Source organism: Pseudomonas sp. DW-iso3 (assembly GCF_058725305.1).
Genome location: NZ_JBZXDZ010000005.1, coordinates 537,371 through 551,108, shown reverse-complemented (window position 1 = coordinate 551,108; position 13,738 = coordinate 537,371). Strand labels below are relative to the sequence as shown.

The 13,738-nt window shown below is 59.9% G+C and carries 14 protein-coding genes, 1 tRNA gene and 1 pseudogene; 4 read left to right on the top strand and 12 right to left on the bottom strand.

Features of this window, described 5'->3' with window-relative positions:
* The first annotated feature begins 197 nt into the window (after window positions 1–197).
* Window positions 198–1,055 carry a sensor domain-containing diguanylate cyclase gene (locus AC4PS7_RS17685; RefSeq protein ID WP_021492744.1) on the top strand — a complete coding sequence of 286 codons (858 nt, stop codon included), beginning with the start codon at window positions 198–200 and terminating at the stop codon, window positions 1,053–1,055.
* A gap of 209 nt (window positions 1,056–1,264) precedes the next feature.
* Window positions 1,265–2,239 (top strand): fimbrial protein, encoded by a 975-nt coding sequence (locus AC4PS7_RS17680; RefSeq protein WP_226994520.1) that lies wholly within the window; start codon window positions 1,265–1,267, stop codon window positions 2,237–2,239.
* 179 nt (window positions 2,240–2,418) lie between these two features.
* On the opposite strand, the gene AC4PS7_RS17675 is transcribed toward AC4PS7_RS17680, so the two are convergent.
* Entirely contained in the window at window positions 2,419–2,907 is a 489-nt protein-coding gene (locus AC4PS7_RS17675) for a YuaE family lipoprotein (protein WP_231501082.1), read from the bottom strand.
* 242 nt (window positions 2,908–3,149) lie between these two features.
* Window positions 3,150–3,240, bottom strand: a tRNA-Ser gene (locus AC4PS7_RS17670).
* A 152-nt stretch (window positions 3,241–3,392) separates the two neighbouring features.
* On the opposite strand from AC4PS7_RS17670, the gene AC4PS7_RS17665 reads away from it, so the two are divergent.
* A complete protein-coding gene (locus tag AC4PS7_RS17665) occupies window positions 3,393–4,064 on the top strand; it encodes a Bax inhibitor-1/YccA family protein (protein ID WP_003174664.1) in 672 nt (223 codons plus the stop codon).
* A 62-nt stretch (window positions 4,065–4,126) separates the two neighbouring features.
* Here the strand turns inward: AC4PS7_RS17665 and murB are convergent, their stop codons facing one another.
* The 8 genes and pseudogenes from murB to AC4PS7_RS17625 form a co-directional block, all read right to left on the bottom strand.
* A complete protein-coding gene (murB, locus tag AC4PS7_RS17660; RefSeq protein WP_154847092.1) occupies window positions 4,127–5,146 on the bottom strand; it encodes a UDP-N-acetylmuramate dehydrogenase in 1,020 nt (339 codons plus the stop codon).
* The gene (locus tag AC4PS7_RS17655; RefSeq protein ID WP_010209653.1) at window positions 5,143–5,607 is read right to left on the bottom strand and encodes a low molecular weight protein-tyrosine-phosphatase; all 465 of its coding nucleotides are present in this window, start codon (window positions 5,605–5,607) and stop codon (window positions 5,143–5,145) included. The genes murB and AC4PS7_RS17655 overlap by 4 nt, the downstream gene beginning before the upstream one ends.
* Window positions 5,607–6,371 carry a 3-deoxy-manno-octulosonate cytidylyltransferase gene (gene kdsB, locus AC4PS7_RS17650; RefSeq protein ID WP_154847091.1) on the bottom strand — a complete coding sequence of 255 codons (765 nt, stop codon included), beginning with the start codon at window positions 6,369–6,371 and terminating at the stop codon, window positions 5,607–5,609. Before kdsB ends, AC4PS7_RS17655 begins: the two co-directional genes overlap by 1 nt.
* On the bottom strand, window positions 6,368–6,553 hold the full coding sequence (locus AC4PS7_RS17645; RefSeq protein WP_003174668.1) for a Trm112 family protein: 186 nt from the start codon (window positions 6,551–6,553) through the stop codon (window positions 6,368–6,370). The genes kdsB and AC4PS7_RS17645 overlap by 4 nt, the downstream gene beginning before the upstream one ends.
* A 24-nt stretch (window positions 6,554–6,577) precedes the next feature.
* Complete coding sequence (gene lpxK / locus AC4PS7_RS17640; RefSeq protein ID WP_010209651.1) at window positions 6,578–7,588, bottom strand: tetraacyldisaccharide 4'-kinase; 1,011 nt, start codon at window positions 7,586–7,588, stop codon at window positions 6,578–6,580.
* Complete coding sequence (locus AC4PS7_RS17635) at window positions 7,588–8,016, bottom strand: ExbD/TolR family protein (RefSeq protein WP_010209650.1); 429 nt, start codon at window positions 8,014–8,016, stop codon at window positions 7,588–7,590. The genes lpxK and AC4PS7_RS17635 overlap by 1 nt, the downstream gene beginning before the upstream one ends.
* On the bottom strand, window positions 8,013–8,648 hold the full coding sequence (locus tag AC4PS7_RS17630; RefSeq protein WP_492179648.1) for a MotA/TolQ/ExbB proton channel family protein: 636 nt from the start codon (window positions 8,646–8,648) through the stop codon (window positions 8,013–8,015). Before AC4PS7_RS17630 ends, AC4PS7_RS17635 begins: the two co-directional genes overlap by 4 nt.
* A 73-nt stretch (window positions 8,649–8,721) precedes the next feature.
* Window positions 8,722–10,841, bottom strand: a pseudogene (locus tag AC4PS7_RS17625) (DNA internalization-related competence protein ComEC/Rec2).
* Between the two features lie 240 nt (window positions 10,842–11,081).
* On the opposite strand from AC4PS7_RS17625, the gene AC4PS7_RS17620 reads away from it, so the two are divergent.
* On the top strand, window positions 11,082–11,597 hold the full coding sequence (locus tag AC4PS7_RS17620; RefSeq protein ID WP_021492748.1) for a DUF2062 domain-containing protein: 516 nt from the start codon (window positions 11,082–11,084) through the stop codon (window positions 11,595–11,597).
* Here the strand turns inward: AC4PS7_RS17620 and AC4PS7_RS17615 are convergent.
* Both AC4PS7_RS17615 and AC4PS7_RS17610 read right to left on the bottom strand, forming a co-directional pair.
* Window positions 11,594–12,964 carry a sensor histidine kinase gene (locus tag AC4PS7_RS17615; protein ID WP_154847090.1) on the bottom strand — a complete coding sequence of 457 codons (1,371 nt, stop codon included), beginning with the start codon at window positions 12,962–12,964 and terminating at the stop codon, window positions 11,594–11,596. The genes AC4PS7_RS17620 and AC4PS7_RS17615 overlap by 4 nt on opposite strands.
* Window positions 12,951–13,679, bottom strand: coding sequence for a response regulator transcription factor (locus AC4PS7_RS17610; RefSeq protein ID WP_010209645.1), 729 nt, complete (start codon window positions 13,677–13,679; stop codon window positions 12,951–12,953). Before AC4PS7_RS17610 ends, AC4PS7_RS17615 begins: the two co-directional genes overlap by 14 nt.
* Window positions 13,680–13,738 lie beyond the last annotated feature (59 nt).

Here is a 13,738-nt window from a genome sequence, read left to right as displayed (position 1 = left end):
TCATGTCCTTCAAAAGGGGGTGAGTCTCAGCGACCGGATAGGGCGCTCGGCCCGATCATACGTTTGACCAGGTGTTGTGAACACCCCGGGCAAACAGCCCCCGTGATGCAGGACATCAAAAAATCACCGCACGTCTCGCCGCCACTCGCCGTGTTCGGGCTATGATCAGCCCCTATGAATCAGACGCCTGACTGCCAATGCCCATTGACCTGGAAGCCCTCTATCCCAAACTGATCCACCTGATGCTGGATACGGTCTTCGTCGTCGACGGCGATAACCAGATTGTCTTCGTGAGCGATGCCTGCGAGGCACTGCTCGGCTACAGCGCCAATGAGCTGGTGGGTACCCTGATCACTCACTACATGCACCCTGAAGACCTGGCACGCACTCGCGCCTCCATTATCCGGGTCATGAACGGCCAACCCCATGTCGACTTCCGCAACCGTTATATCCGCAAGGATGGCAGCGTCGTACATATCCTGTGGGCGGCGTTCTGGTCCGAAGAGGTCGGGGCGCGGATCGGCGTCGCACGGGACGTGACCGCACTCACCCAGGCCGAGGAAGAACTACGCTTCCTCGCCCATCATGACCCGCTGACGGCCCTCACCAACCGGTCGCTGTTCAATGCTCGGCTGGACGACGCCCTGAAGGCCGCACAGCTTCATAACCAGATCCTGGCGCTGCTGTTCCTGGACATCAATGACTTCAAGGGCATCAACGATGTGCATGGCCATGCCATGGGCGATCGCGTGCTCTGTGTGATTGCCCGACGACTGGAGCGCTGCGTGCGCGAGAGCGACCTGGTGGCCCGGATGGGCGGGGATGAGTTCACGGTGTTGATTACGGATATCCAGTCGCAGGATGCGGTGGCCGGCAAGGTGGCGCAGATACTTGCAGTCATGGCTGAGCCACTGGGTGCCGAGTTTGGCGGGGTGAAGATGCCGTCCTGCAGTGTTGGCGTGGCGTTTTACCCGGCGGATGGAGAGGATGCAGATACGCTGTTGAGTCATGCGGATGGGGAGATGTATCGGGTGAAAAGGCAGCGGTGGAACTAATCAACAGCCGGGCTGGCGATGGTTTTACCTAACCTGCCTGGCTCGAAAACCAATCAAGTCGCGGGCAAGTATCAAGGTGTGCAAATGATTGACCTCCTCCCGCGGCCCCTTCCACTGCAAATAGCGTCATCGCGGCACACACTCTAAGAATCGCCTGATTTTCTCAGCCGTAGTTGATCGATAGGGTGCTCGTCCATCTTGCCTCTATCATGGCCGTGAACAAAATGTGTGTTTCAGAAAAACAACGCCGACTGCGTGCACTGCTGAGTACCGCCGCCGCGGTTATGTCTGCTTATTCAGCGGATACGATGGCCGCGAGTTGCAATTTCACCCAGGGTGAAACGTTCACGGCTAACTACGCCGCCGCGCCAATTACCTTGACGGTCCCTCGAGATACGCCCGCAGGCACGGTGGTGTACGAAGAAACCATCACAGCACCGAAGCAGGGTTTTAACTGCACTGTATCGTCACCCTTTATCTTTAGTCTGAACCCGACATTTGGTAGCGTTAAGACTGGTACTACTTTCCCCCTGGGTAAAACAGGGCTGTCAATGAAAATCAAGACCTCACAAAATGGCTATTTAAGTGCAGACAGGGTTATGTCCGGGAATTACCTGGACCCAAGCAGGACGTACACCCTTGAAATTACTAAATCAGGTGAACTGTCATCGAAAAATGAGGTTCCCGCAGGCAACCTGGGAGCGCATCGGTACGGCGATATTGATCTTGTGAAGGTTAACCTGACCAACCCAATCATCTTGAACGCTGCATCCTGCGAGACCCCAGATGTTTCTGTTCAAATGGGAGATGACTATTACCTTGATGAATTCAGCAAGATTGGTGATACGTCACAAAGCGTTCGATTCAACATTGGTCTTAACCAATGCCAGACAGGTATCCAGAAGGTCACCTATGCCCTTAAAGCCACTTCTCAAGTGATTGATCAGCAACAAGGCATCGTAGCGTTGAACGCCAGTTCGACCGCAAAAGGCATCGGCCTGAAACTGATGGACGACACCGGTAAACCTATTGTCCTGGGTACTACCTACCCATTCAATGGCTTCAGTACCACAGGCACAAGCTTCAAAATCCCTCTTTCTGCGGCTTATTACCGCCTGGCTGACGGCGAACTGAAGGCCGGCACTGCCAACGCGTCGGTTACCTTTGTAATGAACTATCTGTAGCACGCTGAGTGTCGGCATTGGCTGTGTTAAAACGCCGCCAGCACCGCCTAAAAGTTAATGCCCCGACAAGTCGAGGCATTAACTTTTGTGGTCTTGGATACGTCAACAGGGTTTTTAAGCCTTACGGCCCCCACCTGACCTCTCTAGACCAGAAACCACTCGCAGCGGGTTCGCCTGAATTATTTGGCTTGGCGAAGCACAAGCTCCGACAGCCGGGTTTTCACGCGGAAGCAGAACTCACGAATTTGAAATTGATACGCGGGCATAACCATATAGTTCAAATCGGAACCCAACGAGTCCTTGATTTCCATATATTTAGCCGTCTTGGCAGCAATGGCTTGGTATTCCGCCTCGTATTTAACGTAGGACGCTTTGTTGTAAACCTTTAAGACATCCAGCTCTTTACGGCATTGCTCAGCGCGATTCTGGTTTAAGTCTGTTTCTGATTCTGGCTGAGCGGACTCTGGAGAGGCGTGGGCCGCCGCGTTAGCAGGTGCAGCCTCATATCGCACAGTCCAATTGGGTGGTGACGAAGGTGCGACTTCAGGTGGTGCTTCATGGACGACGGCGGGAGGTGGAGTCACTTCAGGTTTTTTTTCTGGAGTTTTCGTAGCGCATCCCGCGAGGGCAAGTCCTACCACTACAACGATGCCACACATTTTATCCATCGGGTTCACCAAGAGGTCATTATGGTTGGCTGAGTCGTTAGGTTCTGGGTAAAAGCAATAACCCACTCAATCTTCGAGTGTAAATTCTCTACCAGACTCAAGGCGCTCAGCCTCTCTTCCTTGAGCGCACAGACGGACAATAGTAGTAAAAAAACAAAGAGATGACGAGTAAAAGCTGATCTTCCACCACCTAATCCCAGAAACACAAAAGCCCCGCAATCGCGGGGCTTTTGTTTGAATCTTGGCGGGAAACCAGGGATTCGAACCCTGGAGACGCTATTAACGTCCGCCGGTTTTCAAGACCGGTGCATTCAACCACTCTGCCAATTTCCCTTGTGCATCACAGGATTATAGTAGCCCATCCCGTCTCAGCGGGCGCCATAATACCCGAATGAAACACACTGTCAAACTCTTGCCATCGCTTGTTACAGAGCGTCTGTTATGATCTTTGCGACTGAACGTTTCAAAATCGAAGGAGTGTCGCCATGCGCGAACAGAATTACGCAGTGAATGGTAACGCGCAGGCTGAGCAGCTTGAAGTCAGCCGCGTGTTGCGCAACACCTATGGCTTGCTCGCCCTTACCCTCGCATTCAGCGGCGTGATGGCGTTCGTGGCCCAGCAGATGCGTGTCGGCTACCCGAATATCTTTGTCGTGCTGATCGGCTTCTATGGTCTGTTCTTCCTGACCAACAAGCTGCGTGACTCGGCCTGGGGCCTGGTGTCGGCGTTTGCCTTGACCGGTTTCATGGGCTTTATCCTCGGCCCGATCCTCAACCGTTACCTCGGCATGGCTGGCGGCGCGGAAGTGGTCAGCTCGGCGTTCGCCATGACGGCGCTGGTGTTTGGTGGTCTGTCGGCCTACGTGCTGATCACCCGTAAGGACATGAGCTTCCTGGGTGGCTTCATCACCGCTGGTTTCTTCGTGCTGCTGGCGGCGGTGGTTGCGGGCATGTTCTTCCAGATCAGCGGCCTGCAACTGGCGATCAGCGCAGGTTTCGTGCTGTTCTCCTCGGTGTGCATCCTGTTCCAGACCAGCGCAATCATCCATGGTGGCGAGCGTAACTACATCATGGCGACCGTCAGCCTGTATGTGTCGATCTACAACCTGTTCATCAGCCTGTTGCAGATCTTCGGCATCATGAGCCGTGATGACTGATTGTTAACGCAATAAAAAATGCCCCGCATCGAAAGATGCGGGGCATTTTTGTTTCAAGGGAGTTAATACTGGTTGGGCTCCATTTCCAGATCAACCTTGAAACGCTCAGCGATGTCGCGCTGGATACGCTGGGCCAAGTTCGCAATATCGTGCCCCGTGGCATCGCCATAGTTGACCAGCACCAACGCCTGCAACTTGTGTACGCCGGCATCGCCGTCGCGAAAGCCCTTCCACCCCGCCTTGTCGATCAGCCAGCCGGCCGCGAGCTTCATCTGCCCATCCGCCTGCGGGTACGCCACCAGGTCCGGATACACCGCTTGCAGCTCAGCCGCCAGCGCTTGGGACACCAGCGGGTTCTTGAAGAAGCTGCCGGCATTGCCCAGTTCTGCCGGGTCCGGCAGTTTTTCTCGGCGGATGCTGCAGATCGCGCTGCTGACGTCACTCGGCGTCGCCTCGGTGATCCCCTGCCCCGCCAGGCGCTGTTGCACCGGCCCGTAATCGAGTTTCAGGTGGCTGGCGCGACTCAGGGCAAAGCGCACGCGCAGGATCAGCCAGCGTCCGGTTTCGTGTTTGAACAGACTGTCGCGGTAGGCAAAGTTGCACTCGTCCAGGCTAAAGTCGCGCAGCTCGCCGGTGTGGCGATCCAGAGCAGTCAGGCCGGCGAATACATCCTTGATCTCCACGCCGTAGGCGCCGATGTTCTGCATCGGAGCTGCACCGACGGTGCCGGGGATAAGGCTGAGGTTTTCCAGGCCGCAGAATCCCTGTTCCAGGGTCCACAGCACGAACGGATGCCAGGCTTCGCCGGCTTCGGCTTCGACCACCACCTGCGTGCCGTCGTCATGCAACACCCGGATGCCTTGGGTAGCCATGCGCAGGACCAGCGCCGGTATGTCCTGAGTCAACAGCAAGTTGCTACCACCGCCGATCACCAACAGCGGCACCGCGTGCACCGCTGAATAGGCCAGCGCCTCACGGACGTCATCATCGCTGTGGGCCTCGGCAAACAACTGGGCACTGACATCAATGCCAAAGCTGTTGAATGGCTTGAGCGATACCTGCGCAAGCACTTGCAAGGTCATAACCGCCCCTTCAATTCGATCACCAATAAATCACAGGCGCGTTCGATCAGGTCCAGGACCCGTTCGAAGCCTTGTTCACCTTCGTAATACGGGTCCGGCACTTCGTCAACTTCGGCGTCGTAGCGGCGCAGGAAAAGGTCCAGCTCCGCCTTGCCCTGGCCCGGTTGCAGGGCCTTGAGGTTGCGCAGGTTGCTGTGATCCATGGCCAGGATCAGGTCATAGCGCGCAAAGTCGGCGCGAGACACCTGCTGGGCACGCTGGGCGGACAGATCGTAGCCGCGCACCAACGCCGCACGCTGACTGCGTTGATCCGGCGGGTTGCCGACATGCCATTCACCCGTCCCTGCAGACGCTACTTCCACCTGCCCCGCCAGCCCCGCTTCGCGCAATTTATGACGCAGTACGCCTTCTGCTGTGGGCGAACGGCAGATGTTGCCCAGGCAGACAAACAGAACCTCCATCAGGCCCCCAGCAGGCGACGGACGCGCTCAAGGTCTTCCGGGGTATCGACACCGGCCGGCGGTGCTTCCAGCGCATCGCCCACATGGATACGCACGCCGTGCCACAGGGCCCGCAGTTGCTCCAGGGATTCAGTGTTTTCCAGCCAGCACGGGCCCCAGCTGACGAAGTCATGCAGGAAACCGGCGCGGTAGGCGTAAATGCCGATATGGCGACGGTAAGGCACGCCTTGCGGCAATACGTCAGGTTTCTTGGCGAAGGCGTCGCGCGCCCAAGGCAAGACCGAGCGGCTGAACGTCAGCGCCAGGCCGTTGATGTCGCTGACCACTTTCACCACGTTGGGGTTGAACAGGGTCTCGATGTCTTCAATCGGCTCGGCGAGGGTCGCCATGCGCGCTTCGCCATGGGCGGCCAGGTTGGCAGCGACCTGGTCGATCACGCTGGGCGGGATCAGGGGTTCGTCACCCTGTACGTTGACCACGATGGCGTCCGGTGCCAGGCCAAGCTGGGTGGCAACTTCAGCCAGGCGATCGGTGCCGGAGTTATGGTCTTCGCGGGTCAACACCGCCTCGGCGCCAAACCCCTTGCAGGCTTCGATGATGCGCGGATCGTCGGTGGCCACCACCACACGCTCGGCGCTGCTTTTGCAGGCCTGTTCCCACACCCGCTGGATCATCGGCTTGTCGCCGATGAGTTGCAGCGGCTTGCCCGGCAAACGGGTCGATGCGTAGCGGGAAGGAATGACAACGGTAAAGGCGGTGGTCATTTATCCAGACGCTCGTCGGTGGTCAGGGTACGGGCTTCGCTTTCCAGCATCACCGGGATGCCATCGCGGATCGGGTAAGCCAGGCCGGCGCCTTTGCTGATCAGCTCGGTTTTGTCGGCGCTGAGCTTGAGCGGGCCTTTGCAGATCGGGCAAGCGAGGATGTCGAGCAGTTTGGTGTCCATGAGTGGTTCCTGGAAAGCAGCGGTTTAAGGCAAAAGACGGGCAGGCAGCAGACGCATCAACTGCGTGTCGAACCAGGCGATGAACGCCCGCGACGGCAGTGCATCCACCGCAAGGTACCACCAGTCGGGCTGGGCAAAGGCGCGGCACTTCACCGCGTCCTTCTCGGTCATGACCAGCGGCAATGACGGCGTAAAATTCAGGACCTCAGCGCTGTAGGGCGCGTGGTCGGCAAATGCATGGGGTATCGGCTGCCAGTGTAGCGTTTCAAGGGTATTGAAGAAACGTTGCGGGTTGCCAATACCGGCGACCGCATGCACCGGCTGGCCGGCGGGAAAATGATCCACCGGCTGCCGCTCGCCGGTCAGCAGGTTGACCAGTGCCGTGGGTTGCAAGCGAAAGGCGAAACCATCGTCTCGATCACTGACGGCGCCGTTGTACAGCAACGCGTCGACACTCTGCAGCCGCTCCACCGGCTCACGCAACGGCCCCGCCGGCAGGCAACGACGGTTGCCCAGGCCGCGGGCGGCGTCGATCAGGACCAGTTCAAGGTCACGGGCCAGGCGGTAGTGCTGCAGGCCGTCGTCGGAAAGGATCAGGTCCACGGTTTCGCTGGCCAACAGCGCCTGGACCGCATGGCTACGATTGGGGTCGATCACCAACGGGACGCCGCAGCGCTGCACGATCAACAAAGGCTCGTCACCCGCCACTTCGGCGCTATGGCTGGCTTCAACCCGCCATGGCAACTGTGGCGGCTTGGCGCCATAACCGCGGCTGACCACTCCCACGCGCAAGCCGCTGCGTCGACAATGTTCGATCAACCACAGGATCAATGGCGTCTTGCCAGTGCCACCCACGGTGATATTACCGACCACCACCACCGGCACCGGCGATTGATAGATCTCGCCCTCACCCGCCAGGAAGCGCGCACGCTTGCGCTGCACAACCCCACGGTACAAGGACTCCAGCGGGCGGAGCAGCGTGAGTGCCGGATGGCCCTCGTACCAGGCCTTGAGCAAACGATCGGACATGGCCATCAGGGTTGGCCCGCCGCCTCGACGGTGGTCATGCGCAGATGACTGAAGCCGAGCTTTCCGGCGGCGTCCATCGCGGTGATCACGGCCTGATGCTGGGTCTTGCCGTCGGCACTGATGGACAGTGGCAGCTTGGTGTCGCCGCCGGACTCTTTCTGCAAGGCGTCCATCAGGCTGGCCAGGTCGTTTTTCTCAAGCAACTGGTTGTTCACCGAAAACACCCCGTCGGCGCTGATGGCGATGTCCAGTTGCTTGACTTGCTGGTCTTCGGCCGGCGAGCCGCTCACGGCTTCCGGCAGGTCGACGCGCAGCTCGGTCTGCCGGGTGAAGGTGGTGGTGACGACAAAAAACAGCAGCAGGATAAACACCACGTCAATCAGCGACGCGAGGTTGATATCGACGTTTTCCCGTTGCTTGCGGCGAAATTTCACGCTTTGCCCCCAACCAGGTCGACGTCACGGTCGCCTTGCACCACTTCCACCAGCTTGATGGCTTCCTGTTCCATGCCGACCACCAGCTCATCAATGCGACGTTGCAGGAATCGGTGGAAGAACACCGAAGGAATACCCACCATCAAGCCTGCGGCTGTGGTGATCAGCGCTTTGGAGATACCGCCGGCCAGTACGGCCGCGTTGGTGGTCATGCCGGCGCCCATGAATGAGCTGAAAATATCGATCATGCCCAGCACTGTGCCGAGCAAGCCGAGCAACGGCGCCATCGCGGCGATGGTGCCGAGAGCATTGATATAACGCTCAAGCTCATGAATGACGCGGGCGGCGGCCTCTTCGATGCACTCCTTCATGATCTCGCGACCGTGCTTGGAGTTGGCCAGGCCTGCAGCAAGGATTTCACCCAACGGGGAGTTGGCGCGCAGTTCCTGGAGCTTTTCCTTGTCCAGTTGCTTGTTCTTGATCCAACCCCAGACCTGCCCCAGCAGATGCTCGGGGGTCACGCGGCTGGCGCGCAGGGTCCACAGGCGTTCGGCGACGATGCCGAGTGCGGCGATAGAGCTCATGATGATCGGCAACATCATCCAGCCGCCGGATTTGACCAATTCCCACACAGTGAATGTCCCCTCGAAAAAGTGCGCCACTTTACCATATAGGTGCGTAGACCACAGACCCCATCGGCCTCGGCTAAGGTAACCGCTCGCGCCAGAACCGGCGTTGACTGCGCGCAACAACCGGCGCCGCGAAAGCCCCCAATCGCAGACGCACGGCGCCCTGCTCGGCAGAGTCATACACCTGGCTGCCCAACCGCTGGTAACGCGCCATCACCTGCGGATGGGGATGGCCGAACGCGTTGCTGCGCCCACGCGAGATCAGCACAGATCGCGGCGCAAGCCGTTCCACAAAGGGCCAGGACGAAGAACTGCGACTGCCATGGTGCGGCGCCTGCAGCCAATCGGTGGGCACAGCAAGGGGGGACGCGAGCATGGCCTGTTCGGCTGCGCGGTCAATATCACCGGTCAGCAACAGGCGCTCACCCTTGGCCTGCACCTGCAAAACGCAGGACTTCGCGTTGCCGCTGATAGCGTCAGGCCATTGCCAGAGTTCGAAGGTCACGCCATCCCAGGTCCAGCGCTCGCCACTGACGCAAGGCTGGGTGCCGAGCGATATTGGCAGGCCTTCGGTCTCTCCGCCCACCACGCGCTTGATCGGCATGCCTTTGGCAATGGCTGCTGCGCCACCGGCATGATCGGCGTCGGCGTGGCTGAGCAGCAGCATGTCCAGCTCCCCTATCCCGAGTTTTCGCAAAGATGGCAGTACCACGCGGGCCCCCAGGTCAAAGGCTCCGGAGCGCGGGCCGGCGTCGTACAGCAAGGTGTGATGGCGGGTACGCAAAATCAGCGATTGCCCCTGGCCGACGTCAAGCTGCGTCACCTCCACCTGCCCGTCAGGCACCGGCGCTCGCGGTGGAAACACCGCCAGCAACAGCATCGGCCAGCCCAGCACACGAAACGGCACGCCCTTGGGCAACAGGAGCAACGTGGCGCCCAGCAGACTCACCAGCCAATACCCCGGCGGTACTTCGGCCGGAATCCAGGCCGGCATCTGCCCGGCGAGCCACGCCAAGCCGTTAAACAAGGCATCCAGCGCCCCTCCCGCCAGCCAGAGCAATCCTTCCCCCACAAACGGCAGCACCAGCAATGCGCTGCCCAACAGGGCCAACGGCAATACCACCAGGCTGATCCATGGCACCGCCACCAGGTTAGCGAATGGTGCGCTCAGGCTGATGGGCAACCCCAACACCAGCAAGACCGGAAACAACCCGATGGCAATCAACCACTGCGGCCGGGTCCAGGCCTGCCATAGGCTCCAGGGCCCCAGCCGTCCGCCAAACGCCAGGATCAGCACCGCCACCGCCGCAAATGACAGCCAGAAACCCGGCTGCACACTGGCCAATGGTTCCAGGACCAGCACCCCATTGAGCGCCAGCAACAACGGCCACCACAGCCCGAGATGACGCAAGCGCCATCGCCACAACAATACCAACCCAACCATCACACAGGCGCGCTGTACCGCACGCCAAACCCGGCCAGCAAGCCATAACCCAATGCCGTGGTGAACGCCAGCCCACAGGCCCACGGCAGCCACGGCCAGGTTCGAGGCCAGAACCCATAGCGCGCCAGGCCGGCGATCAATCCGTAGATCAAGCCAGCGAGCAAGCCGATGTGCTGGCCGGAGATGACCAGCAGGTGCACAGTGCCGGTGTCCTGCAGTACCTGCCAATCAGCCGCCGCCAATCCAGAGCCATCGCCCAACACCAAGGCAATCAGGCCTGCCTCCCTGCCTTGGGCATCTACCGCCAGCAGGCGCTGACGCACACTGTCACGCCAGGCGGCGGTAGCCGGGGCCAGGCGCTCTCCGTCCTTTACCGTACCCGTGGCGCCGATGCGCTGGGCGAGCAGCCAGGCCTCCTGATCAAACCCATGAAAGTTCAGCAACCCGGCCGGCCGCTTGAGGGTGATTGCCAGGCGCCAGCGTTCACCGCTGCGCACGGGCGGCCCACCGCGCCAGGACACCCGGATGCGCTTGGGCAACCGAGCGTTACGCGACCGACTGTCGGTGAGTACGAAGCGCACGCCATCGCCCGTCTGTTGCGGCAGCCCGCTGACCTGCCCTTCCACCCAGCGTGTTTGCCCCTCCAGCGCGGGCCTGAGACGGTCATCCAGCGCCCACTGCGCGCTGATACAGGCCCAACTCAGCCCCAACAGAAAAAACGCCAAGGGATAAGTGCGAAACGGCAACAGCATCAAGGCCAACACCAGCAGGGCGATCAGCCAACCGGTCGGCGGCAATGCCGGTAAAAAGCGCAAGGCCAGCAACCCCAGCGCAAACGCGAACATCCCTGTCCTCATGGATCCTCCTTTTCGAGTGATCCACTCAGTCTTAGCCGGTTGTCCAATACGGCCTATGATGTTTTGTCACAAAGTCTGAATTTTCTGTTTATAGAATGCGGGCATACTTGCCCCTCGAACTGACCTGGACCCCTTATGCCCCGGCGCTTATTCAAACGATACATGCCTGACCCCAGCAGTATCAGGGAACACAAGTCATTACAGTTTCTCGGCACCTTGCTGCATGACCCGAACCTCTGGCACCTGAACCGGCATTCGGTCGCACGCGCAATGGCCGTGGGTTTGTTCGCGGCCTTTATCCCGATTCCGTTGCAGATGTTGCTGGCAGCCGTCCTGGCGATCACCGTGCGCGCCAATATGCCCATCGCGGTCAGCCTGGTATGGCTGACCAACCCGATTACCATGCCTGTGGTGTTTATCTGTACTTACATGACCGGCGCCTGGCTGATGAATGTGCCGCCGCGCAGCTTGCCGGATGACCTGACCTGGGAATGGATCAGCGGCCAATTGAGCACGTTATGGCAGCCGTTCCTGCTGGGTTCAGTGGTGTTGGGGCTGGTATTGGGCGCGATCGCGTACTGCCTGACCATGGGCTATTGGCGCTGGTGGGTGGCCCACCAATGGAAAAAACGCAAACAACGTCGCGCCTAGCAAGCCCGCAGGCGCAGATGCACCCGTAACCCTTGCCCGGTATTTTCTGCCCAGAGGCTACCGTCCTGGCGCTGCACGGCATTGCGCGCGATGCTCAGGCCCAGGCCGAAGCCACCATCGCCCGGGCGTGAACCGTCCAGCCGGGTAAAAGGTGCGAAGATCCGCTCCAGATCCCCTTCATCTATCCCGCCGCCCTGGTCCTCCAGCCACACATGCCAATAGTCACCTTCGCGACGCCCATCCAGGCTGACCACACCGCCCACGGGTGAGTGGCGGATGGCATTGCGCAGGACGTTTTCCAGCGCCTGGGCCAACGCGTTCAGGTTGCCTCGCACCCAGCAATCCGGGCCGAGCAGGCACGGCAGACGCGATGCCGGCCAATCGCTCTCGAAACACGCGTTTTCGCGCAGCATGTCCCACAAGGCCTGCAGCTGGATATTTTCCTGAGGCAGCGGCGCCCGTTCAGTGTCCAGCCAGGCCAGTTGCAGGCTGTCTTCGACCAGGCGTTGCATGGCGTCGATCTCACGGCCGAGGCGCTCGCGCAGTTGCGTCAGGTCTTGCTCACTGTCACAGGCCACCCGCAGACGGCTCAGCGGTGTGCGCAGTTCGTGGGACATGTCCCGCAGCAGTTGCTGCTGCAACACCACGGTACCCTGCAAACGCTCGGACATATGGTCGAACGCACGGCCCAGCTCGCCCAATTCATCCCGGCGACTGGTCGCATCGTGGGATAACCGGGTATTCAATTGATCGGCACGCCAGGCATTGGCCTGCTCACGCAGTTGATTCAGGGGCACGATCAGCAACCGATACAGGCCGACGCACAACAACAGGGTAAACAGACCGGGGATCACGCCATTGGTCACCACCCGCCAGAACAGCTGATAGCGCCCCGGCATGAAGCGCTGCGGCAACTCGATCACCAGCGAACCCGCGTTGGGGTCGACGGGGAACGGGATTTTCAGCCACGGCAGGCCTTTGACATGTCGGCTCACCGGCCAATCCAGGCCACGCAGAAAGGTCAGGCGCTGGCTTTCCTTATCGGTCAGCGGGTAACTGCTGAGCGACTGCAGGTCATTGCCGATCACGCCTATCCAGGTGGTTTCACGCTTGCCCATCGCCTGCAGCCAAGCGTCGACACCCGCACGTCCACCCTGACTCCACGCCTGCTCGGCACCGACTGCGTAGCCACTCAACGTGATCCGCGCTTCATCGGACAGGTAGGCGTTCTTCTGCTCCATGTACCGACCCCACGACCAACTGAGCCAGATCATCAGCAAACAGAAGGCGATCAACAGGCAGGCCAGCTTCCAGAACAACGAGTGCTTGCCCGGCAGCCGCTTCAAGGGGCGTTCAAAGGCTGTCATCGGCACCGCTCAGCACATAGCCTTTGCCCCACACCGTACGCACTTCGCGCTCGGTGTAGCCGATGGCCTTGAGCTTGCGGCGGATCTGGCTGATGTGCATGTCGAGGCTGCGGTCATGGGGCGCGTAACCGCGTTGCAGCACATGCTGGTAAAGGAAGGGTTTGCTGAGGACTTCTTCAGCGTTGCGATGCAGGGTTTCCAGCAGCCGGTATTCACTGCGGGTCAAGCCGGCCCAGTGCCCCAGGTGGAAGACATCGCACAATTCATCGTCGAAGCGCAAGGTGCGGGCATCGTCACGTGCGGGTGCCAGGCTCGGCAATGGGCGTCGGTCCAGGGCTACCCGGCGCAGGATGGCTTCAATGCGCACACGCAGCTCGATCATGCTGAACGGCTTGGGCAGGTAGTCATCGGCGCCCAGGCGGAAACCGCTGATGCGATCGGCCTCGGCCCCCAGTGCCGACATCAGGATCACCGGGATCGAATGGCTCTGACGCAGGTGGGTCAGGATAGACAACCCATCCAGCCCCGGCAGCAGGATATCCATCAGCACCACGTCAAACACTTGATTGCGCGCCATCTGCAGGCCTTGCTGGCCGTTCTGGCACCAGGTGACGTGGAAACCACAGCGGCCCAGGTGCTCCTGGACATAGGCGCCCAGCACGGGGTCATCTTCAATGGTCAGGACACTGGGTAGGCCAATCGCTGCGGGATTCATTAGTATCTGCAATTCATTCTCAATCACTGATTATTCAAGATTCACCCGCCACAGGCAAT

Coding starts and splice junctions, on each gene's coding strand:
- AC4PS7_RS17685 (WP_021492744.1), top strand. CDS start 198: ATGCCCATTGACCTGGAAGCCCTCTATCCCAAACTGATCCACCTGATG.
- AC4PS7_RS17680 (WP_226994520.1), top strand. CDS start 1,265: ATGGCCGTGAACAAAATGTGTGTTTCAGAAAAACAACGCCGACTGCGT.
- AC4PS7_RS17675 (WP_231501082.1), bottom strand. CDS start 2,907: ATGGATAAAATGTGTGGCATCGTTGTAGTGGTAGGACTTGCCCTCGCG.
- AC4PS7_RS17665 (WP_003174664.1), top strand. CDS start 3,393: ATGCGCGAACAGAATTACGCAGTGAATGGTAACGCGCAGGCTGAGCAG.
- murB (WP_154847092.1), bottom strand. CDS start 5,146: ATGACCTTGCAAGTGCTTGCGCAGGTATCGCTCAAGCCATTCAACAGC.
- AC4PS7_RS17655 (WP_010209653.1), bottom strand. CDS start 5,607: ATGGAGGTTCTGTTTGTCTGCCTGGGCAACATCTGCCGTTCGCCCACA.
- kdsB (WP_154847091.1), bottom strand. CDS start 6,371: ATGACCACCGCCTTTACCGTTGTCATTCCTTCCCGCTACGCATCGACC.
- AC4PS7_RS17645 (WP_003174668.1), bottom strand. CDS start 6,553: ATGGACACCAAACTGCTCGACATCCTCGCTTGCCCGATCTGCAAAGGC.
- lpxK (WP_010209651.1), bottom strand. CDS start 7,588: ATGGCCATGTCCGATCGTTTGCTCAAGGCCTGGTACGAGGGCCATCCG.
- AC4PS7_RS17620 (WP_021492748.1), top strand. CDS start 11,082: ATGCCCCGGCGCTTATTCAAACGATACATGCCTGACCCCAGCAGTATC.
- AC4PS7_RS17615 (WP_154847090.1), bottom strand. CDS start 12,964: ATGACAGCCTTTGAACGCCCCTTGAAGCGGCTGCCGGGCAAGCACTCG.
- AC4PS7_RS17610 (WP_010209645.1), bottom strand. CDS start 13,679: ATGAATCCCGCAGCGATTGGCCTACCCAGTGTCCTGACCATTGAAGAT.